At 67.4% G+C, this 21,591-nt stretch carries 19 protein-coding genes; 7 read left to right on the plus strand and 12 right to left on the minus strand.

Features of this window, described 5'->3' with window-relative positions; translation table 11 throughout:
• Nucleotides 1-6 precede the first annotated feature (6 nt).
• Nucleotides 7-855, minus strand: a complete 849-nt coding sequence (locus A5782_RS10975; RefSeq protein WP_067099311.1) for an SDR family oxidoreductase — start codon at nucleotides 853-855, stop codon at nucleotides 7-9.
• A gap of 115 nt (nucleotides 856-970) precedes the next feature.
• Nucleotides 971-1,888 carry an undecaprenyl-diphosphate phosphatase gene (locus A5782_RS10980; protein ID WP_067099682.1) on the minus strand — a complete coding sequence of 306 codons (918 nt, stop codon included), beginning with the start codon at nucleotides 1,886-1,888 and terminating at the stop codon, nucleotides 971-973.
• A gap of 219 nt (nucleotides 1,889-2,107) precedes the next feature.
• Here A5782_RS10980 and A5782_RS10985 point away from each other — a divergent pair, with 219 nt between their 5' ends.
• From A5782_RS10985 to A5782_RS10995, 3 genes are all read left to right on the plus strand, one after another.
• A complete protein-coding gene (locus tag A5782_RS10985; protein ID WP_067099314.1) occupies nucleotides 2,108-4,510 on the plus strand; it encodes a CoA transferase in 2,403 nt (800 codons plus the stop codon).
• 70 nt (nucleotides 4,511-4,580) lie between these two features.
• Nucleotides 4,581-6,065, plus strand: coding sequence for an acetyl-CoA acetyltransferase (locus tag A5782_RS10990; protein ID WP_067099317.1), 1,485 nt, complete (start codon nucleotides 4,581-4,583; stop codon nucleotides 6,063-6,065).
• 113 nt (nucleotides 6,066-6,178) lie between these two features.
• On the plus strand, nucleotides 6,179-8,296 hold the full coding sequence (locus A5782_RS10995) for an NAD-dependent epimerase/dehydratase family protein (RefSeq protein WP_067099319.1): 2,118 nt from the start codon (nucleotides 6,179-6,181) through the stop codon (nucleotides 8,294-8,296).
• 3 nt (nucleotides 8,297-8,299) lie between these two features.
• Here the strand turns inward: A5782_RS10995 and A5782_RS11000 are convergent, their stop codons facing one another.
• The 7 genes from A5782_RS11000 to A5782_RS11030 form a co-directional block, all read right to left on the minus strand.
• Nucleotides 8,300-9,541: an NAD(P)/FAD-dependent oxidoreductase gene (locus A5782_RS11000; RefSeq protein ID WP_067099321.1), complete on the minus strand. Its 1,242-nt coding sequence runs from the start codon at nucleotides 9,539-9,541 to the stop codon at nucleotides 8,300-8,302.
• 47 nt (nucleotides 9,542-9,588) lie between these two features.
• The gene (locus tag A5782_RS11005) at nucleotides 9,589-10,314 is read right to left on the minus strand and encodes a DUF72 domain-containing protein (RefSeq protein WP_067099323.1); all 726 of its coding nucleotides are present in this window, start codon (nucleotides 10,312-10,314) and stop codon (nucleotides 9,589-9,591) included.
• A 7-nt stretch (nucleotides 10,315-10,321) separates the two neighbouring features.
• Nucleotides 10,322-10,948 carry an endonuclease gene (locus tag A5782_RS11010; RefSeq protein ID WP_067099326.1) on the minus strand — a complete coding sequence of 209 codons (627 nt, stop codon included), beginning with the start codon at nucleotides 10,946-10,948 and terminating at the stop codon, nucleotides 10,322-10,324.
• Nucleotides 10,949-10,989: 41 nt separating this feature from the next.
• Nucleotides 10,990-11,322: a TfoX/Sxy family protein gene (locus A5782_RS11015; protein ID WP_067099328.1), complete on the minus strand. Its 333-nt coding sequence runs from the start codon at nucleotides 11,320-11,322 to the stop codon at nucleotides 10,990-10,992.
• Nucleotides 11,323-11,362: 40 nt separating this feature from the next.
• Nucleotides 11,363-11,752, minus strand: a complete 390-nt coding sequence (locus tag A5782_RS11020; protein ID WP_067099331.1) for a nitroreductase family deazaflavin-dependent oxidoreductase — start codon at nucleotides 11,750-11,752, stop codon at nucleotides 11,363-11,365.
• A 660-nt stretch (nucleotides 11,753-12,412) separates the two neighbouring features.
• Nucleotides 12,413-14,734, minus strand: a complete 2,322-nt coding sequence (lon, locus tag A5782_RS11025; protein WP_197694192.1) for an endopeptidase La — start codon at nucleotides 14,732-14,734, stop codon at nucleotides 12,413-12,415.
• A 124-nt stretch (nucleotides 14,735-14,858) separates the two neighbouring features.
• On the minus strand, nucleotides 14,859-16,118 hold the full coding sequence (locus A5782_RS11030; protein WP_067099335.1) for an alpha-hydroxy acid oxidase: 1,260 nt from the start codon (nucleotides 16,116-16,118) through the stop codon (nucleotides 14,859-14,861).
• Nucleotides 16,119-16,136: 18 nt separating this feature from the next.
• Between A5782_RS11030 and A5782_RS11035 the strand changes: the two genes are divergently transcribed.
• Nucleotides 16,137-16,574 carry a DUF1810 domain-containing protein gene (locus A5782_RS11035; RefSeq protein ID WP_067099337.1) on the plus strand — a complete coding sequence of 146 codons (438 nt, stop codon included), beginning with the start codon at nucleotides 16,137-16,139 and terminating at the stop codon, nucleotides 16,572-16,574.
• A gap of 274 nt (nucleotides 16,575-16,848) precedes the next feature.
• Here the strand turns inward: A5782_RS11035 and A5782_RS11040 are convergent, their stop codons facing one another.
• From A5782_RS11040 to A5782_RS11050, 3 genes are read right to left on the minus strand one after another with little or no spacing between them, the layout of a single operon-like run.
• Nucleotides 16,849-18,177, minus strand: a complete 1,329-nt coding sequence (locus tag A5782_RS11040; protein ID WP_067099340.1) for an alpha-amylase family protein — start codon at nucleotides 18,175-18,177, stop codon at nucleotides 16,849-16,851.
• Nucleotides 18,178-18,185: 8 nt separating this feature from the next.
• Nucleotides 18,186-18,722 carry an alkyl hydroperoxide reductase gene (locus tag A5782_RS11045; protein ID WP_067099342.1) on the minus strand — a complete coding sequence of 179 codons (537 nt, stop codon included), beginning with the start codon at nucleotides 18,720-18,722 and terminating at the stop codon, nucleotides 18,186-18,188.
• A gap of 38 nt (nucleotides 18,723-18,760) precedes the next feature.
• A complete protein-coding gene (locus A5782_RS11050) occupies nucleotides 18,761-19,348 on the minus strand; it encodes a peroxiredoxin (RefSeq protein WP_067099345.1) in 588 nt (195 codons plus the stop codon).
• Between the two features lie 101 nt (nucleotides 19,349-19,449).
• Here A5782_RS11050 and A5782_RS11055 point away from each other — a divergent pair, with 101 nt between their 5' ends.
• From A5782_RS11055 to A5782_RS11065, 3 genes are read left to right on the plus strand one after another with little or no spacing between them, the layout of a single operon-like run.
• Entirely contained in the window at nucleotides 19,450-20,385 is a 936-nt protein-coding gene (locus A5782_RS11055; RefSeq protein ID WP_067099348.1) for a hydrogen peroxide-inducible genes activator, read from the plus strand.
• A gap of 36 nt (nucleotides 20,386-20,421) precedes the next feature.
• Nucleotides 20,422-21,123 carry an EthD domain-containing protein gene (locus A5782_RS11060; RefSeq protein ID WP_067099350.1) on the plus strand — a complete coding sequence of 234 codons (702 nt, stop codon included), beginning with the start codon at nucleotides 20,422-20,424 and terminating at the stop codon, nucleotides 21,121-21,123.
• Between the two features lie 9 nt (nucleotides 21,124-21,132).
• Nucleotides 21,133-21,576: a PPOX class F420-dependent oxidoreductase gene (locus tag A5782_RS11065; RefSeq protein WP_067099352.1), complete on the plus strand. Its 444-nt coding sequence runs from the start codon at nucleotides 21,133-21,135 to the stop codon at nucleotides 21,574-21,576.
• Nucleotides 21,577-21,591: the final 15 nt, after the last annotated feature.

Consider the following 21,591-nt stretch of genomic DNA (forward strand, 5'->3'; position numbering starts at 1 on the left):
GCGCAATTACCCTTCGCCGCGGGCGCGCGCCTCGTACGCCTGGCGCTTCGCGACGTCGACGTCGTCGGTGAAGACGTGATCGCCGCCCAGTATCCGGTTGAGCCCCTCGGCGATTCGGCGCGGCCAGAACTTCTGGGACACCACCATCGCGCCCGCCGCCCTGGTGATCCGCACCCGCGGCTTGGGGTGGGCGACCAGGTTGACGATCGCGTCGGCGATCTCGGGGGGCTCGGCGTTGCGGAACCCCTTCATGCCGGGAGTCCCGGCAACCAGCTCGGTGTTGACGAACGTCGGCAACACGGCGGAAAACTTCACCCCGGCCGACCGGTACTCCAACCGGGCCGCGTCGGTGAACGCGACCACCGCGTGCTTGCTGGCGCAGTAGGTGGCCAAGCCGACGATGTAGAGCTCACCGGCCAGTGAGGCGACGTTGATGACGTGTCCCTGGCCGCGGGGGACCATGCGCTGCGCGGCCAGCTTGCTGCCCAGCATCACGCCGTAGACGTTGATGTCCAGGATCCGCCGGGTGACCGCGTCCGGTTCGTCGACGATCCGCCCGACGGGCATGATGCCGGCGTTGTTGATCAGCACGTCGATCGGGCCGAGCTGCCTCTCCGCCTCGTCCAGGAAGTCGGAGAACGAGTGCGGGTCGGTGACGTCGAGCTTTCCGTAGACCTCAAGTCCCAGGTCCGCACCGGATTCCTTCACCCGCACTTCGTCGACGTCACCGATGGCGACCTTGGCGCCCAGATTGTGCAGCGCGGTGGCGGTGGCCAACCCGATGCCCCGGGCGCCACCGGTGATCACGATGACCTTGCCGCGGACCCTGAGGCCGATCGAGGCCGTGTCTGCCATTTCCGGTCCCCTCCAGATTCTTGACGGGTGTCAACTCGGACAACTCGCTAAGCACAGCACTCGAAGTCGCCCCACGCAAGAAACCTCGGTGACCGGCGCTCGGTCACCGGCCGGTTCAGCCCAGGGCAAACCAGACCAGGCTGGCCCCGCCGGCGACGGCACAGTAAATGGCGAACGGGGTCAGCGTGCGGGTTTGGAAGTATCGCGTCAGGAAGCGCACGGCGAGGTAGGCACAGACGAATGAGGCGACGCTGCCGGCCAGCACCTGGCCACCGATTCCGGCACCGAGCGGCCCGAAAAGTTCCGGGATCTTGTACACGCCCGCGGCCAAGATGATCGGCGTCGCGAGCAAGAAGGAAAACCGGGCGGCGTCCTCGTGCGACAAGCCCCGCCACAGGCCGGCCACGATGGTGATCCCCGAGCGGCTGATGCCAGGGAGCAGGGCCAGGATCTGCGCCGCACCGATCACCACGCCGCGGGGCAGCGGAAGCTGGGCGAGCCGATGATCCGACGCCTCGTCGCCGTGTTCGGGTTCCCCCCCGGGCGCCGCGGGCTGAGCCGGTGCGGGCGCGACGCGTCGGCGGAGCACTTCGCCCGCGTAGAGCGCGATCCCGTTGAGCAATAGGAAGGCCGCGGCGGGGACGGGCTTGCCGAGTGTGGTGCGGAACAGCTGTTCGGCCGCCAGCCCGGTCAGACCCACCGGGATGGTTCCCGCCACGATCAGCCACGCCAGGCGTTCGTCGGGCGTCTGGATCCGGCGATGGCGCAGCGAGGTGAAGAACCCGCTCAGGATGCGCACCCAGTCACGCCAGAAGAACACCAGCAGGGCCGCGGCGGTGGCCACATGCAGACCCACGATGAACGCGAGGTAGGGCGATTTGGGGGCCGAGACGTTGAGGTCCTGGGCCCATCGCCCGCCGACCAGCGCCGGCACCAGCACCGCGTGCCCCAGGCTGGAGACCGGGAACAGCTCGGTGACGCCCTGGAACGCGCCGACCACCACCGCCTCGACGTAGCTCAGGTGCGCGGTCATCGTGGCTGCCTCCATGAGACGACGGGTAGGGCCTGGCGGGTCGGCCTGTGACGATAGCCGACGCCGCGCCGGCGTAAAGCTTCGACCGAGCCTTGCGCCAGAGTCGATCGTCCTAGCACCGAATCAGGTTGCCCACCTGGAACTTTGGCCACCTGCACGGTGAACGGCGTACGGAACGCCCGCCGCGCAACGGCCTGACCAGGCAGGTACGGTGTCCAGATGGCCGACGGTTTGCTCGATGCCGTGCGCGTCCTCGACCTGTCGAGCGGCGTCGCCGACGCGGTCGCCCGGCTGTTCGCCGACCTGGGTGCCGACGTCCTCAAGGTGGAGCAGCCGGGAGGTTGCCTGGGACGCGATGCGCTGCCCACGCTGCGCGGGGCCAGCATTCCGTTCGCGGTGCACAACGCGAATAAGCGCAGTGCGGTGCTCGACCCGTTCGACGACGAGGACTGTGCCCGCTTCCTGGACCTGGCCGCCGACGCCGACATCGTCGTGGACACCGGCGCCGACGAGCGTGGCGCCATGTTCGGGACCTCCGGCGAGGAGCTGGCGGCCCGCTACCCGCACCTGGTGGTGCTGTCGATCACCGACTTCGGTGCGACGGGTTCTCGGTCGTCCTGGCGCGCCACCGATCCGGTGTTGTACGCGATGTGTGGCGCGCTGGCGCGGTCCGGCCCCACCACCGGCACCCCGGTGTTGCCGCCGGACGGTATCGCTTCGGCGACCGCCGCCGTTCAGGCGGCGTGGGCCGCGCTCGCGGCGTACTACAACCGATTACGCTGCGGCACTGGCGATTACATCGACTTCTCCTGGTTCGACGCCGTCGTGATGGCGCTCGATCCGGCCTTCGGCGCGCACGGGCAGGCCGCCGCCGGTGTCCGCCGCGGCGGGCGGTGGCGGGGCCGGCCGAAGAACCAGGACGCATACCCGATCTATACGTGCCAGGACGGGTACGTCCGGTTGTGCGTGATGGCACCGCGCCAGTGGCGCGGCCTGCGGCACTGGCTGGGGGAGCCGGAGGACTTCCAGGACCCGAAATACGACGCGATCGGCGAGCGTTTCGCGGCTTGGCCGCAGATCAGCGGGCTGATCCGGGAGCTGTTCGCCGGACAGACGATGAAGGATCTGGTGACCGCCGGACAGGCGAACGGGGTCCCGATCGCCGCGGTGCTGACGCCCGCCCGGATCCTGGGGTCCGAACACTTCCAGGCGGTGGGCGCCATCACCGAAGCCGAACTGGTCCCCGGCGTGCGCACCAGCGTGCCGACCGGATATTTCGTCGTCGACGGTGAGCGCGCGGGTTTTCGGACGCCGGTGCCGCCCGCGGGATACGACGAGCCGTATTGGCGTGGCAATCCGTCGGTGGTGCCGTCGTCATCGGGCCGGCTCGGCGACTATCCCTTTGCGGGGCTGCGGATTCTCGACCTGGGCATCATCGTCGCCGGTGGTGAGCTGAGCCGGTTGTTCGGCGACCTGGGTGCCGATGTCATCAAAGTCGAAAGTGTCGACTATCCGGACGGATTGCGGCAGGCCCGGATCGGCGACGCCATGAGCGAATCCTTCGCTTGGACGCACCGCAACAACCGGGGACTGGGACTGGATCTGCGCAGCGCCGAGGGCAAGAAGATCTTCGGCCGCCTGGTGGCCGAGGCCGACGCGGTCTTCGCCAACTTCAAGCCGGGAACCCTTACCGCACTGGGCTTTTCCTATGATGAGCTACGCGCCATCAACCCGCGCATTGTGCTGGCCGAAAGCAGCGCGTTCGGCGACACGGGGCCGTGGAGCGCGCGGTTGGGTTACGGCCCGCTGGTCCGCGCCACCACCGGGGTCACCCGACTCTGGACGTCAGACGGTGCGCAGGACGAAGCCGACACCGGCAGGCACGGGTTTTACGACGCGACGACCGTCTTCCCCGACCACGTGGTGGGGCGGATCACGGCGATCGGGGCGCTGGCTGCGCTGATCCATCGCGACCGGGTCGGCCGAGGAGCCCACGTCCACATTTCGCAGGCCGAGGTCGTGGTCAATCAGCTCGACACGCTGTATGTCACCGAGGCGGCGCTGGCCGCGGGCGTCGCGCAGATTCGCCAGGACACCAGCCTGCATGCGGTCTATCCCTGCGCGGGTGACGACGAATGGTGCGTCATCTCCATCCGGTCGGACGACGAATGGCGCCGTGCCACTTCGGTTTTCGACCACATAGGATGGGCTGATGACCCGCGCTTCGCGACCGGCGAAGGGCGGCTGGCCAATCGCGGCGAGCTGGTCGAACTGGTCTCCGCCTGGACCCGGACGCGCACCCCGCTGCGGGCCGCCGAACTGCTGCAGTCGGCCGGAGTTCCGGCCGGGCCGATGAACCGTCCGCCCGACGTCCTCGAGGACCCGCAGCTGATCGCGCGAAATGTGTACAGCCCCATGGTGCATCCGCTGATCGAGAATCCGTTGCCGGCCGAGACAGGGCCGGCGCCGTTTCGCCACATCCCGGCGGCGCGGCAGGCCCCGGCACCCCTGCCGGGTCAGGACACCATCGAGATCTGCCGAAGCCTGCTGGGAATGAACCCCGTTGAGATCCAGCGGCTGATCAACGACGGCGTCCTGTCCGTGCCGGCCGACAACGCCTAGCGGTCGAACCGACAGCACCGGCGAGGGCCGCCGATCAGGTCAGATTCATAGCCACGCTAAATTCGTTCCCATGACCGTCGACCCCAGCACCCCGGTGTTGATCGGCTATGGCCAGGTCAACCATCGCGACGAAATCGACCCCGAGACCCGCTCGGTCGAGCCGATGGACCTGATGGTGGCCGCGGTCGAGCACGCCGCCGACGCCGCGGTGATCGACGCCGTCGATTCCATCCGCATCGTGAACATCCTCTCGGCCCAGTACCGCGACCCGGGCCTGTTGCTGGGCCAGCGAATCGGAGCCAGTGACTTCACCACGCTGTACAGCCCCGTGGGCGGCAACGTGCCGCAGTCGCTGGTCAACCAGGCCTGCCTGGACATCCAGCGGGGCCGCGCCAGGATGGTGCTGCTGGCCGGCGCCGAAACCTGGCGCACCAGGCGGGGACTGCGGGCCAAGGGCGGCAAGCTGCTGTGGACCGAGCAGGACCAGTCCGTCCCGATGGCCGAAGTCAGCGGCGACGACGTCGCGATGGCCGGTGAGGCCGAGATCAGGATCTCCCTGGACCGGCCCGCCTACGTCTACCCGATGTTCGAGGAGGCGCTTCGGGTCGCGAACGGCGAGTCGATCGATGATCACCTCGAGCGCATCGGAGCGCTGTGGGCACGATTCAACGCCGTGGCAGTGGACAATCCGCACGCCTGGATTCGCAAACCGTCGAGCGCCGACGACATCGGCCGAGCGGGCCCGCGGAACCGGATGATCAGCTGGCCGTACACCAAGCTGATGAACTCCAACAACATGGTCGACCAGGGCGCAGCGCTGGTCCTGACCTCGGTTGGGGAGGCAACCCGGCTGAAGATCCCGGCGCAGCGGTGGGTTTTCCCGCACGCGGGCACCGACGCCCACGACACGCCATCCATCGCCGAGCGTCACGAGCTGCACCGCTCGACGGCGATCCGGATCGCCGGTGCGCGGGTGCTGGAACTGGCCGGTTTGGGCATCGACGACATCGACTACGTCGACCTGTACTCCTGCTTTCCCTCCGCGGTTCAGGTGGCGGCGGCCGAGCTCGGGTTGAGCGTCGACGATCCCGCCCGCCCGCTGACGGTGACCGGCGGTCTGACGTTCGCGGGCGGACCGTGGAGCAACTACGTGATGCATTCGATTGCGACCATGGCGGAGTTGCTGGTGGCCAATCCGGGCCGTCGCGGCCTGATCACTGCCAACGGCGGCTACCTGACCAAACACAGCTTCGGGGTCTACAGTACGGAGCCGCCTGCCGAATTCCGTTGGGAGGACACGCAATCGGAGGTCGATCGGGAGCCGACCAGCGCCGCTGTGGTGGAGTGGGAAGGCGTCGGCACCGTTGAAGCCTGGACGACGCCGTTCGACCGCGAGGGGCAACCCGAGAAGGCGTTTCTGGCCGTGCGCACACCCGACGGGTCGCGCGCCCTGGCGGTGGTCACCGATCGCGGCGAGGCGCAGGCATCGGTGCGTGAAGATATCGGGGGCGCCAAGGTTGCCGTCGCCGCGGACGGCAGCGCGACGCTGCAGTAGCCCTTGCCGACGGCATCACGCCAGGTCACCGAACCGTTACCGGAGTAACGGTCGCGTAGCCCATGCCTACTTGCCTATTGTTGAATGCTGAGGGTTGGGGGAGGTGAGCCCAGGTGCACATCCTGGTTACCGACGCCACCGGCGCACTCGGGCGGTTGGTCGCTGGGCAGCTCATCGCTGCCGGGCACACCGTCACCGGCATTGCTGAGCTTCCGCATCCGTGCCTGGACCGCAAAGTCGACCTGGTTTGCGCGCCGCTGAGCGACCGGGTGCTACGGGAGCTGACCGACGACGCCGACGCGGTGATCCACCTGGCCCCCATCGACCCGTCCGCTCCGGGCAGCGCGGACATGGACGGCCTTGCACGGGTGACCGACGCGGCCGCCCGCACCGGTTCCCGGTTGCTGTTCGTGTCGCAGGCCGCGGGCTCGCCAGAGCTGTACCGACCGGCTGAGGACCTGGTGTCCTCGAGCTGGGGCCCCACCGTGGTCGTCCGGATCGCACCACCGGTCGGTCGCCAACTCGACTGGATGGTGTGTCGCACCGTCGCCACCCTGATGCGCGCCAAGGTCTCGGCTCAGCCCATCCGGGTGCTGCATTTCGACGACCTGATGCGATTTTTGGTTTTGGCGCTCAACACCGACCGCACCGGCATCGTGGACCTCGCCAGCCCGGACACCGTCAATCTGATCACCGCGTGGCGGGTGTTGCGCGCCGCGGATCCGCGGTCGCGGCTACATCGGGTGCGCAGCTGGTCGGAGCTGATTCCGGAAATGAATCTTTCGGCGGCACAAGAAGACTGGTCGTTCCAGTTCGGCTGGCACGCGCTTGACGCGGTCGCCGACACCGCGCGCGGACTCGTTGGCCGTCGACTCGACGCCGCAGGCGCCATCAATCACAGTGGGCGGCTCGCGCTCCCGGTCGAGGTGCTGGCGCACGCCCGGCGGCCGGCCGCGGCGCACAGCGCGGCGCCAGAGGGCATCGAAGGCGAATTCGACGACCAGATCGATCCGCGGTTTCCGGTCTTCAGCGGCTCCGCCCTCAACGACGCGCTGCCCGGACCCCTCACCCCGATAACGCTGGACATCCAACTGAGCGGACTGCGCGCCGCGAGCCGGGTGATGGGCCAGGCGCTCGCGCTCGGCGGCGCGGTCGACCAGGAATGGGGCAGCAGGGCCATAGCGGTGTTCGGCCATCGTCCCTACATAGGGGTGTCGGTCAACATGGTCGCCGCCGCCCAGCTACCCGGTTGGGACCAGGAGGCGGTCGCCCGCAACGCCCTGGTCGGCCAGCCCCACGTGGGGGATCCGCTGCCGTTCGGTGAGCCGGCCCTGACGGGCGGAGCGCTCGGCTCGCTCGCCAAGGCGGTTGCCATGGGACGGTCGGTGGCTCTGCTGCGCCATCTGCGGGCCGACACGCGGGCCTACGGCGCCGCCGCGAACGCGGAGCACCTCGATGCCGGGCAACTGGCGTTGCTGCCCGAGGCCGCACTGGAAGTTCGGCTCCGGCTCTTGCGCGACCGCATTCATCAAGGCTGGATCCTCAACGCGCTGTGGCTGATCGACGCCGGTGTCAGCGCCGCGGCGCCGGTGTGGAGCCGGGCCGCCCCCAGTGTGACCGGGGTGGGCATGATCGCCGACAGCGACTTCGTCGCCGTCCAGATCGCCGAGTTGGCGGCCGCGCTACGGGCCGACCCGCCACTACGTGCGCTGGCCGAGGAGGGCAACCTCGCCAGCATTCGCGCGTTGTCGCCAAAGACCGCGGCCGCGGTGGATGCCGCCGTCGCGCGGATCGGGCACCGAGGCCCGGGGGAGGCCGAGCTGGCCAGCACGACATTCGCCGACGATCCGACGATGCTGCTGATCGCCGCCGCCTCCGCAGACCCCGCACCGCCGGTGGCGCTGGACGAACGGCTGGCCGCCAACGCGCGCGGTTCGCGGGAGCTGGCCCACGACACCACCATGCGGTTCACCCATGAGCTCCGGATGACGTTGCGCACCTTGGGTTCTCTGCGAGTCGAGGCAGACCTGATCGACGACGTCGACGACATGTACTACTTGACCTGCAACGAACTGGTTACCCTCCCGGGCGATGCCCGGCTGCGGATCAAACGCCGGCGCACCGAACGGGAGCGGTTGCAGGTGCAGTGCCCACCCGCGGTCATTGACGGGACGTGGACTCCAATCCGGCGCAGCGCTGACGACTCGGACGCCGAGCGCACCGCCGGCTGACGCTCAGGCGAGCAGCTCGGCCAGCGGTGACTGTGGATCGCCCAGCTTGTCGGCGTCCACCGGGGCCCGAGACCGGATTAGTGCTTTGACGTCGTCGAGCACGTCCCAGACATTGACGTTCATTCCGGCCAGCACCCGGTCATCACCGTCGAGCCAGAACGCCACGAATTCGCGGCCGGCGACGTCGCCGCGAAACACCACCCGTTCGAAGCTCGGGGCGTGACCGACGTATTCCATGCCGAGGTCGTATTGGTCGGTGAAGAAGTACGGCAGTTCGGCGTATTCCCCTGGTGTGCCCAGCATCCCGGCCACGGCGACCGCGGGCTGTTTGAGGGCATTGGCCCAGTGCTCGGTTCGGATTCGGGCGCCGAAGAGCGGGTGTTGTGCGGCGGCGATGTCGCCGACGGCGTAGATGTCGGGGGCGCTGGTGCGCAACGAGGCATCGACCAGTACCCCGCCGTCACCCATGGACAGCCCGGCCTGTTCGGCCAGTTCGGTGTTCGGCTGAGCACCGACGGCCACCAGTACGGCGTCGGCGGCGATCGTCGCCCCGTTGTGGGTTCGTAAACCGGTGGCCGATCCGTGCGCTCCGTCGGCCCGGGTGACCTCGTCGACCTGTGTCTCGAGCCGCAGATCCACCCCGTGCTCGCGATGCAAGGTGGCAAACACTTCGCCGACGGTTTCTCCCAGCGCGGCCACCAGCGGTTGTTTGGCGGTTTCCACAACGGTGACCTCGACGCCACGCTGACGGGCGCCGGCGGCTACCTCCAGCCCGATCCACCCGGCGCCCACGACGGCCAGCGAAGCACCTTGGTTCAGAACGGAATTCAAGACCACCGCGTCTTCATAGCTGCGTAGATAGTGGACGCCGCCGGCGTCCGACCCTGGAATCGGCGGATGCCGCGCGGCCGAACCCGTCGCGAGCAGCAGCTTGTCGTAACTGACAGTGGTGCCGTCGAGAAGGCCCACGGTGTGGCCGGCGGCGTCCAGGGTGGACACCCGGGTGCTGAGCCTTATGTCGACGTTGTTGTCGCGGTACCAACCGGAATTCTGCACGGTGAAATCGTTCAACGACTTTTTCCCGGCCAGATACTCCTTCGACAGTGGCGGCCGTTCATAGGGCAGATGCTCCTCGTCGGCGAACACCATGATGTGCCCATCGAAGTTGTTGTCGCGCAATGCTTCTACGGCTTTGGCTGCCGCGAGTCCGCCACCGATGATGACGAAGCTGGTCGAGCTGGCCATGATGGGTGCTCCGTTCGGTCGAAGGATTCCACCCTACTCGCGGGCGCTCAACTCAAAAGTTCGCGCAGTGCCAGCGCATTGCGGACCGCGTGGCCGCCCAGGTCGTTGTTGAAATACATCCATACGTCTCGTCCGTCGGCGTCCCACTGGGCGATTCGATCGGCCCAGCGCCGCAGGTCGTCGTCGGAGTAGGAGCCGGCATAGTTGGCCTCCGGGTCCGGGCCGTGCATCCGGATGTACACCACGTCGGTCGTGGCGCGGGGGATGCACTCCAGCCCGAGACCACTCATCACTACGTAGGCGGCGCGGTGGCGTTCCAATAATTCGAAGACGGCGGGGTCATTCCACGATGGGTGACGTAGTTCGACGGCGACGCGGATCGACTCGGGCACCAGCGCCAAGAAAGAATCCAGGCGCGCGTCGTCGCGCTGCTGCTCGGGGTGCAATTGCGCCAACAGCACCCCGTGGCGGTCACCCAGGAGACGCCAACAACGTTCGAACCGTTCGATCCACGGCTCGGGGGAGGCCAGCCGGCGGTAGTGCGTCAACCCGCGGTGCGCCTTGACTGACATGGTGAAGCCTTCCGGCAGCTGCCGGCGCCAGCCCGTGAAGGTCGAATCCTGCGGCCACCGATAAAAACTCGCGTTCAGCTCGACGGTGTCGAACACCTCGACGTAGCGGGCGAGCCGGCGTCCCGACGGCGTTCCCGTCGGATACAGCACATTGACCCAGTGGTTGTACGACCACCCCGAGGTACCGATGCGTATGGTCACCGCCCGCTCAGCCGATCACCCGCTGACGCAGATCGTCGTCCAGCGACGCCCTGACCAAGGAGGCGGCCAGCCTCGCATTATCGTGCGGCGCAAGTGATCCCAGCTTCGCCGGTTCGGCGGGCAAGCCCAGCCTCTTGGCGGCGCCGATGGTGCGGTCATCGAAGTACGGTCGCACCCACGTCCACACGTCTTGAACTTCGCGCAGGTAGATGTCGGCGCCCGTGTCACCGATTCCCTTGAATTGCTTGAGCATTCGTTTTGCCGCCGCCGTGTCATGCCGACTGCGATCGGCCAGTCGGCGCAGATCGCCGGAGTAGTCGTCACGAACGCGATCAGCCATATCGGCGAGCCGGGTCGCCGAACTCTCGTCGTAGCGCACATAGTGCGCGCGCCCGAACGCCTCGATCATGGCTTGGCGGTCCGCCGCCTGCACGGCTTTCGGCGTCCGCAGGCCGGCTTTGAACAGTTCACGCGCGGCCGCCATGGCGATGTCCGCGTCGATCGGCTTGCTCGCAAGCATGCACAGCACCAGCAACTGGAACAGCGGCATCGGCTTGTCGCTCATCTTGATGCGCGCCTGCGCCGCGTAGGTGGTACCGGCAACCTCGAGCAGTCGTCGTACCCGCTTGTCCATACGCACCCGCGTACCCGCGCCCTGCGCGAGCAAACCGCAGGCTATTTGGGTGGCAGGGTGCGTGCGTAACCGACTCCGCGGGTCACCCAGCCCTGCAACTGGCGTTTGGTGTGCACGCCGGCGGCCTCTACCCGCAGCCAGCCACGGGCTTCCCGGCCGGCCATCACCATCGGGCTGACATGGGCACGCTCGGTGAGCTTGTCGGTGTCCTCCCGTGGCACCCGCACTATCAGCCCGCCCTGACCACTGACGGCCACCGACATGTTGCCGTTGATCAGAAACGCCAGACCGCCGAACATCTGCTTCTCTTCGACGCCGGGCTCGGAGCCAAGGAGTTCCCGGATCCGGTGGGCCAGGTCCTCGTCATAGGCCATGCGCCGACCCTAATGCCGCGGGCCGACACGTGTGGCGGTGTCAGTCCAGATCGACGCGGACGGTCAGCAGGTCGCTGCCCATCAGGCGCACCACGGCGCTGTTCATTCGAGGGAGCTTGCCCAGCCGCTGCGCGGCGTCATCGTCGGGCAGCAGGTGGGCCGTCCCGTTACGCCAGCGTCCGCCCACCCGCACCCGGACAGCAGGATTGGCTTGGATGTTACGGACATAGTCCGAGTGCTCGCCGTGTTCGGAGACCATCCAGAACTGGTTGTCCACGACGCGCCCGCCCACCGCGGTGCGCCGCGGCTGCCCACTCTTGCGCCCAATGGTTTCGAGCATGGTCATCGGCAGCTGACGACCCACCGGATTGACCAGCAGCCGCTGAACACGATGAACCACTTCTCGTTTCAGATTCCCGAAGTCAGTCATACGGTGGATTCTGCCGCAAACGAGAACAGCCGCCACAGTGCGGCGGCTGTCTCGTACTCGTTATGCGGTTCTACGTCGCGTAGGCCACGAATTGACCACCGGGTAGGAAAACGCCCCACTGGTTTACATTCGGGTTAAATACCACCGGGTAATCGCCCGGTTGGCCCGGCGGCGTCCAGCGAGCCGGATATCCGTAACCGACCGGGTCGTTGAAGTGGCCCGGCGGCGGGAATCCGCGCTGCCCCGGCGGAAGCGGGGTGCCCGGACCGTTGCAGTTCACGCCCGGCCCCCCGACGCAACCGGGAACCGGAGGATTCGGCCCATGTGGATCGGCTTGCGCAAACCCGGCTCCAATCCCAACCGCACCGGACGTCAAAGCACCCGCAATCGCAGCGCTAGCAGCAATTCTGTTCAACCTCATGATGAACTCCTTATCCAGCCATTCGCCGCCAATGGCGGCGTCACAGCAGTGATTTGTTGTTCGTCACCCGCGTCCTTTGACGTCGGGTAGAGGTCATACCCCCCTCGGCTGGCTTTCCCTCTGCGCAACTACGTACCCGGCCCCGGGGGCGGGCAAAACCTCGTAGCCCCCCCGGGCACCGCATAGCTACCGACTGAACATGGGTTCAACGGTGCGCGCCGTCAGTTGATTTCGTGGCGTCAGGCCGCCACCGTGGCGGCCTCGGCCGCCGGTTCCAGGGCCTGGGCCACGATCTCGGCGACGTCGGTCATTGGCCGCACGTCCAGTGCGTCAAGCACCTCGGCCGGCACGTCATCCAGGTCGGGCTCGTTGCGCGCGGGGATGAATACCGTTGACAACCCGGCACGTTGGGCCGCCAACAGCTTCTGCTTGACGCCGCCGATGGGCAGCACCCGCCCGTTCAGCGTGACCTCGCCGGTCATGCCGACGTCGGAACGGACCTGGCGTCCGGTGGCCATCGACACCAGCGCGGTCACCATGGTGACACCGGCCGACGGGCCATCCTTGGGCACCGCACCCGCGGGCACGTGCACGTGGATGCGCCGGTCCAGCGCCTTGGGGTCGACACCCAGCAGGTGAGCGTGCGACCGCACGTAGGACAGCGCGATCTGCGCCGACTCCTTCATGACGTCACCCAGCTGGCCGGTCAGCTGTAGACCCGGCTCACCGTCGGTCGCGCCGGCCTCGATGTACAGCACGTCGCCACCCAGTCCGGTAACCGCCAGCCCGGTGGCCACGCCCGGCACCGCCGTGCGCTCGGCAGACTCCGGCATGAACCGCGGGCGGCCCAGGAAGTCAACCAGGTCCGGTTCGTCGATCCTCAGCGACGACGGATCCTCAACCAGCTTGGTGGTGGCCTTGCGCAACGCCTTGGCCAACAGCCGTTCGAACTGCCGAACTCCCGGCTCGCGGGTGTAGTCGGCGGCGATCTTGCGCAACGCGGCGTCGGTCACCGCGACCTCGTCCTCGGTCAGCGCCGCCCGGTCCCGCTGCCGGGGCAGCAGGTAGTCCCGAGCGATGGCGACCTTGTCGTCCTCGGTGTAGCCGTCGATCTGCACCAACTCCATCCGGTCCAGCAGGGCCGACGGGATGTTTTCGATGACGTTGGCGGTGGCCAAGAACAGCACGTCGGACAGATCCAGGTCCAGATCCAGGTAGTGGTCGCGGAAGGTGTGGTTCTGGGCCGGGTCGAGCACCTCGAGCAGCGCCGCGCTCGGGTCGCCGCGATAGTCGGAACCGACCTTGTCGATTTCGTCCAGCAGCACAACGGGATTCATCGATCCCGCCTCACCGATGGCGCGCACGATCCGGCCCGGCAACGCGCCCACATAGGTGCGACGGTGCCCGCGGATCTCGGCCTCGTCGCGCACGCCGCCCAGGGCGACGCGGACGAACTTGCGGCCCAGCGCCCTGGCCACGCTTTCACCCAGCGACGTCTTGCCGACACCGGGGGGACCGGCCAGCACCATCACCGCGCCGGAACCGCGGCCGCCGATCACCTGCAGCCCACGCTGGGCCCGGCGGGCCCGCACGGCCAGGTACTCGACGATGCGGTCCTTGACGTCGTCCAGCCCGTGATGATCGGCGTCCAGGACCTCGCGCGCGGCCTTCAGGTCGGTGGAGTCCTCGGTCCTGACGTTCCAGGGCAGGTCGAGCACGGTGTCCAGCCAGGTGCGAATCCAGCCGCTTTCCGGGCTCTGGTCGCTGGAGCGTTCCAGCTTGCCGACCTCGCGCAGCGCGGCCTCGCGCACCCTGTCCGGCAGCTCGGCAGCCTCGACGCGGGCCCGGTAATCATCCGAGCCGTCCGGTTCACCCTCGCCCAGTTCCTTGCGGATGGCCGCCAGCTGTTGGCGCAGCAGGAACTCCTTCTGCGTCTTCTCCATGCCTTCGCGCACGTCTTCGGCGATCTTGTCGCTCACCTCGACTTCGGCGAGGTGCTCACTGGTCCAATCGATCAGCACGCGCAACCGCTCGGCGACCTCGACGGTCTCCAGCAGTTGCCGCTTCTGCGCGTTGGTCAGGTAGGAGGCGTACCCGGAGGTGTCCGCCAGCGCCGACGGATCGGTCAGCCTGTTGACGTAATCGATGATCTCCCAGGCTTCCCGGCGTTGCAGCATGGCCAGCAACAGCTTCTTGTACTCCGCCGTCAGCGCCTTGATTTCGTCGGAAGTCTCGGTCTCGGGGACCTCGGTCACCTCGACCCACAGCGCCGCGCCGGGTCCCGAGGTTCCCGCCCCGATCTGGGCCCTGCGCTCACCGCGCACCACAGCGGCGGTGCCACCGCCAGCGATGCGTCCGACCTGCAGGATTTTCGCGATCACGCCGTGGGATGGATAGCGGTCCTCGAGGCGGGGGGCGATCAGCAACTGTCCCGATTCGCTCGCCTGAGCGGCGTCGATCGCCGCGCGCGCGGCGTCGTCCAGCGCGATCGGCACCACCATTCCGGGCAGCACGATGGTGTCAGTGACAAACAGCACCGGCACCGACTTGGCTTCAGCCATCAGATCCTCCAAAAGTTGAGTCTGATGCGCTTAACCCAGCCGGGCGCGGGTTTGTTCCCGTGGACCCCGGCCGTCACGAGGGTGCGGCCAGCCTCACATCGGACCCACGAGTGTGCGGCCGGCGTCACACCGGCGGCACGGGACCCAGCCGCGTGAGTTGCGTGACGTGCTGGGGCGACAGCTCTTCCAGGCAGGTGACGCCGAGCAGCGCCATGGTCCGCACGATGCCGCTCCGCAGGATGTCGATCGCGCGACATACCCCGGCCTCGCCGCCGGCCATCAGGCCGTACAAGTAGGCCCGCCCCACCAGCGTGCAGCGGGCGCCCAGCGCGATCGCGGCGACGATGTCGGCGCCCGACATGATGCCGGTGTCCACCAGGATCTCGGTGTGTTTCCCTAGCTCACGTGCGACGGTGGGCAGGAGGTGAAAGGGCACCGGGGCCCGGTCAAGTTGGCGCCCGCCATGATTGGACAACACGATGCCGTCGACGCCGCGGTCGACGACGGCGCGCGCGTCCTCGAGTGTCTGAATCCCTTTCACGACCAGCTTTCCGGGCCATTGCGCCTTGATCCACTCCAGATCATCGAAGGTGAGGCTGGGGTCGAACATCGTGCTCAGATACTCGGCGACGGTGCCCGGCCAGCGATCCAGCGAGGCGAACGCCAGTGGCTCCGTGGTCAGCAGGTCGAACCACCATTTCGGGTGCGGCACGGCATCGAGCACGGTGCGCAGCGTCAGCGTCGGCGGGATCGTCATGCCGTTGCGGTTATCCCGTAGCCGGGCACCGGAGACCGGAACGTCGACGGTCGCCAACAGGGTGTCGAAACCCGCGTCGGCGGCCCGCTGCACCAGCGCCATCGAACGCTCGCGATCGCGCCACATGTAGAGCTGGAACCACTTTCGGCCCTGGGGGACGGCGGTGACCAGATCTTCGATCGAGCAGGTGCCCAGCGTGGATAGGGAAAAGGGGATCCCCGCCGTGGCCGCCGCCCGCGCGCCGGCGATCTCGCCCTCGGTGTGCATCAATCGGGTGAAACCGGTGGGCGCAATCCCGAACGGCAGGACGACGGGCTGCCCCAGCACATCGCAGCCGGCGGTGACGTTGCTGACGTCACGCAGGATTGTTGGATGAAATTCGATGTCGCGGAACGCTTGTCGCGCCCGTCCGATGGACAGCTCGTCTTCGGCGGCGCCGTCGGTGTAGTCGAACGCCGCTTTGGGGGTGCGGCGTTTGGCGATGGATCGCAGATCCTCGATGGTGTAGGCGGCGTCGAGGCGGCGCTTGGTCGAGTTGAACCGCGGTCGCCTGAATTGCATCAGCGGTGCGAGATCGCGCACTTTGGGCACTCGTCGTTGGATTGCCTCCCGTCGTTTGAATTCCATGTGTGCAACCGTAGTCACATGGAATCGGCCGGCGACCCCTTCGATCTCAAACGTTTTGTGGACGCGCAGGAGCCGGTGTACGGCGATGTCGTCGACGAGCTTCGCGGCGGACGAAAACGCAGTCACTGGATGTGGTTCGTCTTCCCGCAGCTGCGCGGCCTGGGCGGCAGTGCCATGGCGGCCCGGTTCGGCATCGCCTCGCTCGACGAAGCGGGCGCGTACCTGCGCCATGAGCTGCTGGGGCCACGGTTGCACGAGTGCGCCCGGCTGGTCACCGCGGTGCAGGGCCGATCGATCGGACAGATCTTCGGCTCGCCGGACGACCTCAAGCTGTGCTCGTCGATGACGCTGTTCGCCCGCGCCACCGAGGACAACCACGACTTCCTCGCGGTGCTCGACAAGTATTACGACGGCCGCCAGGACGGGCTGACCTTGCAGCGGTTGGCGGGTTCCTAGACGAGGGGGGCGACCCGCCTCACCCGGCTACGCCGCGCTCGCGATCGCCCCTAGACCGGACGGGGGCGACCCGCTTCACCCGGCTACGCCGCGCTCGCGATCGCCCCGAGGCCGGACGGGGGCGACCCGCTTCACCCGGCTACGCCGCGCTCGCGATCGCCCCTAGACCCGATGGGGGCGACCCGCTTCACCCGGCTACGCCGCGCTCGCGATCGCCCCTAGACCCGATGGGGGCGACCCGCTTCACCCGGCTACGCCGCGCTCGCGATCGCCCCTAGGCCGGCCGCAGGATCCGCCAGCCCCTTGCCTCGACGGCAACGGTGTCGACGACCTCCTGCGGCGGCGCCGCCGATCCACCGATCACCTGTGCGCGCGGCGTGCCCAATTCCGGCAGCGACACGCGTAGCGGCTCGTCGTCGATGTTGAGCACCACCAGCAGGGCATCGTCGCCGTTGCGCGTCTCGTACACGTAGTGCCGGTTTTCCAGCAGCCGTGCGGTGGTGAATGCCCCATGCAGCCAGGGGTAGCGGCGACGAAGCCCGACCAGATACTGGTGCAACCGCCAGATCTCGACGCCGAAGTCATCGAGTTGCAGTGGGGGAGAGCCGAACTCGGGCCGCACCGCGTCGTCTCCGCCGTAGCGTTCTTCCTTGACGCCCCGCAACCCCAGTTCGTCGCCGGCATACACGCTGGGCACGCCGCCGACCGTCAGTAGCAGCACCAGTGCGTGGGCGACGTGTTCGGGGTTCTCCAGCCTGCTGGCAATGCGGGTGACGTCGTGGTTGCCGATGAACGTCAGCGGCGAGAAGCCGGTCAGAAACTCGTTGTGGCGCTGCAGCGCCCAATCCAGTTCGAAGAAGTTACCGTCGTTGAGGCCGCTCCAGATCGCCTTCCACAGCTCGTATTGCGTAGCCGAGTCGAAGGTGGCGGCCTGCACGACCGCGGTGTAGTCGCCGTGGATGAGTTCGCCGACGAACCAGGCATCCGGATAGCGCTCACGCACCCTGGGCAGGGTCGAGGCCCAGAAGTGTTGTGGCACGGCATAAGCCGCGTCAAGGCGCCAGCCGTCGGCTCCGCGCGCCAACCAGTGCGCCATCACGTCGACGGCGTAGTCGGCCACTTCGGGGTTGTCGTGGTTGAGCGTGATCAGCCCGTCGTGGCCTTCGAAGGTGTGGAAGCGACCGGGGCGTCCACGAAACCAGTGAGCGGCCGCGTCGTTATCGGCCGCCTCACGGTAGCGCGCGAAATCCTCGCCCACGTGGTTGAAAACCCCGTCGAGCAGTACGCGCAGTCCGCGGCGATGTGCCTCGGCGAGGAGGTAATCGAAGTCGGCGTCATCACCCAGCCGGGGATCGATGCGGTAGTGGTCGGTGGTGTCGTAACCGTGTGTGCGCGAGGCGAAGACGGGACCCAGCGCAATGCCCGATGCCCCGAGTTCGATGGCATGGTCGAGCCAGTCGACGAGCCGCCGCAACCGGTGCTCCTCCGGTTGCGGCGGCTCGTTTGACTGCGATACGGGGAATGCTCCCACGAACCCCAGGGGGTAGACCTGCCACCAGATCGCGTGCTGGACCCAGGTGGGCCCCGTCACGGCACTGGTCACGGCGGCGATCAGCCGACGCCGGCCAGCGTCTGGGAGGCGATGATCGCTTGTGCCACGCCGGAAACGATCGCTGCGGCCTTCAGCGCCTCCTGGATGGTTTCCCGGCTGACACCGGCTTCGCGCAGCGTGTGCTCATGAGCGGCCACGCAGTCCGGGCAGCCGTTGATCGACGAGACCGCGAAGGACCACAGCTCGAAGTTCACCTTCTCCACGCCGGGATTGGCGATGATGTTCATCCGCAACCCTGCGCGCAGATCGTCATACTTGCCGTCCAGGAAGCCACGGCCGCGGTAGAACACGTTGTTCATGCCCATGATCGACGCGGCTCCCAGCGCCGCGTTATATGCCTCGGCGGATAGGATGTTGGCCGCCTCGACCCCAATCTCGGTGAGCACCTGCGTGTTCCGGGTCGCAGCGGCGCTGGCCAGCAGGGTGCCCCACAGCTGCTCCTCGTTGAGCTCGGTAGTGCGGGTAATCGAGCCCAGGTTGAGCTTGAGGTCCTTGGCATACTCCGGCAGCGCTTCTTTGAGGTTTTCTACGCTCATCTCGCCTCCTCATCAGACCTTATGCGATCAGGGCCGAATCAGGCCGACTGCTTGAGCAGCTCGGTGGCGTCCAGCGTCGGGTCACCCTTGCGCCAGTTGCACGCGCACAGCTCATCGGATTGCAGTGCGTCCAGGACGCGCAGCACTTCTTCGACGTTGCGGCCCACGGAACCCGCGGTCACCGAGACGAATTGGATCTCGTTGTTCGGGTCGACGATGAATGTCGCCCGGTCAGCGACACCGTCGGCGTTGAGTACACCGGTGCCCAGGCTCAGTTCGCGCTTGATGTCCGAGAGCATCGGGAAGGGCAGCTTCTTCAGGTCCTCGTGCTGCGCACGCCAGTTGAAGTGCACGAACTCGCTGTCGATCGAGACGCCCAGCACCTGCGCGTCGCGGTCGGAGAATTCGTCGTTGAGTTTGCCGAACGCGGCAATCTCGGTGGGGCATACGAAGGTGAAGTCCTTCGGCCAGAAGAACACCACGCGCCACTTGCCGGCGTGGTCCTCGTTGGTGATGGTGGTGAAGTAGTCCTCAGGCTGCTTGGCGTCGACCTTGGACAGATCGCCCGCGATCAACGCAGTCAGCTCGTAGGCGGGGAACTGGTCGCCGATGGTCAGCAGAGGCATGTTGCTCCTTATCTGGATTAACTCAAGATTAGCGTTCCTTCACCATGTTGCCGCGTAGCCTTGTTGAAGTAAAGGTGATATTTCCCACTAGAGTTATAGGTATGTCCGATAAGAGTTATCAGCCCACGATTGCCGGCCTGCGTGCGTTTGTCGCGGTCGCCGAGAGGCGTCAATTCAGCAGTGCCGCAACGGCTCTCGGCTTAAGCCAGTCGACGTTGTCGCAGGCCCTGGCGGCGCTGGAGGCCGGGCTGGGCACCCAGCTGGTCGAGCGCTCTACCCGGCGCGTCTTCTTGACCCCGGAGGGCACGCAGCTGCTGGCGCGTGCCCAGGCCGTCGTGGAGGCGGCGGACGCCTTCAGCGCCGCGGCCGCCGGCTCGTCGGACCCGCTGCGGACCGGCATGCGACTGGGGCTGATACCCACGGTGGCGCCCTATGTGCTGCCGACCGTGCTGGCCGGGGTCGCCGAGCAACTTCCGGGCCTGACGCTGCGGGTAACCGAAGACCAGACCGAGCGACTGTTGGCGGTCCTGCGCGAAGGCGCATTGGATGCGGCCCTGATCGCCCTGCCCGCCGAGGGCGCCGGCGTTACCGCGATCCCGATCTACGACGAGGATTTCGTGCTCGCGCTACCACCCGGGCATCCGCTGGCGGGCAAGCGCCGGGTTCCCGCCACGGCACTGGCCGATCTGCCGCTGCTGTTGCTGGACGAGGGGCACTGTCTGCGCGATCAAGCACTCGAGGTCTGCCACAAGGCCGGTGTACGCGCGGAGCTGGCCAACACCCGGGCGGCGTCACTGGCGACCGCGGTGCAATGCGTGACCGGCGGTCTGGGGGTGACGCTCATTCCACAGAGCGCGGTGCCCGTCGAGGCGTCCAGAAGCCGGCTGGGCCTTGCGGAGTTCGCCGCGCCGCGGCCGGGACGGCGGATCGGTTTGGTTTTCCGCTCCTCGAGCGGTCGCGACGAGTCCTACCGCCAGCTGGCCGGGGTCATCGGCACATTGATCAGCAGCCAGCACCAGGTACGGCTGGTGAAGTAGGCCTGGCCGACGGTCCGCCCCAGGTAGGTTCTGCCTATGGAAAAAGTGATCGCCGTGCTCATGCGTGCCGATGCGGACGACGACTGGTGCGCCCGGCAGCGGGGTCACGTCGCTGACGCGCTGCTGCAACTGGGCGTCGCCGGGCTGCAACTGAACGTTCGTGACAGCGCCGTGCGTCACTCGCTGATGACATTGACGACCTTGGACCCGCCGGTCGCGGCGGTGGTGAGCATGTGGACCCAGCAGTGCTACGGCGACCAAATGACGACGGCACTCAAATTCCTCGACCAGGAATGTGAACAGCTTGCCGCGTACCTGGTGACCGAGTCCGTCCCACTGAGTGCACCTGCCGTCGAGTCCGGGACTCGCACACCGGGTTTGGCCAACATCGCGCTGCTGCGCCGGCCCGCCGAGATGGACCGGGCCACCTGGCTGACGCGTTGGCAACGCGACCACACGTCGGTAGCCATCCAAACGCAGTCGACGTTCGGCTACACCCAGAACTGGGTGGTGCGGACCCTGACCCCGGATGCGCCGGGAATCGCGGGCATCGTCGAGGAGTTGTTCCCTCAAGAGGCCATTACCGACCTCCACGCTTTCTTCGGAGCCGCCGACGACAGCGACTTACAGGACCGCCTGGGGCGAATGGTCGCCAGCACCAGCGCCTTTGGCGCCAACGAGAACATCGACACGGTGCCGACGAGTCGGTATGTCTTCGCCACACCGTTCAACGTTTGAGGGACGCACATGACAACACTGAGCGACGCGGTGGCATTGGCTGCGACGGAAAGCGGTCTGGCGGTGGTGTCCACCGTTCGTGCTGACGGAACCGTGCAGGCGTCACTGGTCAACGTGGGGCTGCTGACGCACCCGGCGGCTGGCCAACAAGTTCTCGGCTTCACCACCTACGGCAGGGTCAAGCTGGCCAACCTGCGGGCCCGGCCGCAGCTGGCCGTGACGTTCCGCAACGGTTGGCAGTGGGCGACCGTCGAGGGCCGCGCCGAACTCGTCGGCCCGGAAGACTCCCAGCCCTGGCTGACGCAGGCCGACCAGTTGCGGTTGTTGCTTCGCGACGTGTTCACCGCCGCGGGCGGGACTCACGACAACTGGGATGAGTACGACCGGGTGATGGCTTCCGAAGGGCGCGCCGTGGTGCTGATCGCCCCAACCCGCGTCTACAGCAACGGCTAGCCTCGTTAGGCTGCT

The sequence above is a fragment of the Mycobacterium sp. 852002-40037_SCH5390672 genome (assembly GCF_001665875.1).
GTDB lineage: Bacteria > Actinomycetota > Actinomycetes > Mycobacteriales > Mycobacteriaceae > Mycobacterium.

Bases quoted from the DNA above. Each gene is read 5' to 3' on its own strand.
- A5782_RS11045 (WP_067099342.1), bottom strand. From the start codon at position 18,722: ATGAGCGTAGAAAACCTCAAAGAAGCGCTGCCGGAGTATGCCAAGGAC.
- A5782_RS10975 (WP_067099311.1), bottom strand. From the start codon at position 855: ATGGCAGACACGGCCTCGATCGGCCTCAGGGTCCGCGGCAAGGTCATC.
- A5782_RS11010 (WP_067099326.1), bottom strand. From the start codon at position 10,948: ATGGACAAGCGGGTACGACGACTGCTCGAGGTTGCCGGTACCACCTAC.
- A5782_RS11060 (WP_067099350.1), top strand. From the start codon at position 20,422: ATGGAAAAAGTGATCGCCGTGCTCATGCGTGCCGATGCGGACGACGAC.
- A5782_RS11015 (WP_067099328.1), bottom strand. From the start codon at position 11,322: ATGGCCTATGACGAGGACCTGGCCCACCGGATCCGGGAACTCCTTGGC.
- A5782_RS11030 (WP_067099335.1), bottom strand. From the start codon at position 16,118: ATGGAATTCAAACGACGGGAGGCAATCCAACGACGAGTGCCCAAAGTG.
- A5782_RS10990 (WP_067099317.1), top strand. From the start codon at position 4,581: ATGACCGTCGACCCCAGCACCCCGGTGTTGATCGGCTATGGCCAGGTC.
- A5782_RS11050 (WP_067099345.1), bottom strand. From the start codon at position 19,348: ATGCCTCTGCTGACCATCGGCGACCAGTTCCCCGCCTACGAGCTGACT.
- A5782_RS11020 (WP_067099331.1), bottom strand. From the start codon at position 11,752: ATGACTGACTTCGGGAATCTGAAACGAGAAGTGGTTCATCGTGTTCAG.
- lon (WP_197694192.1), bottom strand. From the start codon at position 14,734: ATGGCTGAAGCCAAGTCGGTGCCGGTGCTGTTTGTCACTGACACCATC.
- A5782_RS11035 (WP_067099337.1), top strand. From the start codon at position 16,137: ATGGAATCGGCCGGCGACCCCTTCGATCTCAAACGTTTTGTGGACGCG.
- A5782_RS11055 (WP_067099348.1), top strand. From the start codon at position 19,450: ATGTCCGATAAGAGTTATCAGCCCACGATTGCCGGCCTGCGTGCGTTT.
- A5782_RS10980 (WP_067099682.1), bottom strand. From the start codon at position 1,888: ATGACCGCGCACCTGAGCTACGTCGAGGCGGTGGTGGTCGGCGCGTTC.
- A5782_RS10985 (WP_067099314.1), top strand. From the start codon at position 2,108: ATGGCCGACGGTTTGCTCGATGCCGTGCGCGTCCTCGACCTGTCGAGC.
- A5782_RS11000 (WP_067099321.1), bottom strand. From the start codon at position 9,541: ATGGCCAGCTCGACCAGCTTCGTCATCATCGGTGGCGGACTCGCGGCA.
- A5782_RS11065 (WP_067099352.1), top strand. From the start codon at position 21,133: ATGACAACACTGAGCGACGCGGTGGCATTGGCTGCGACGGAAAGCGGT.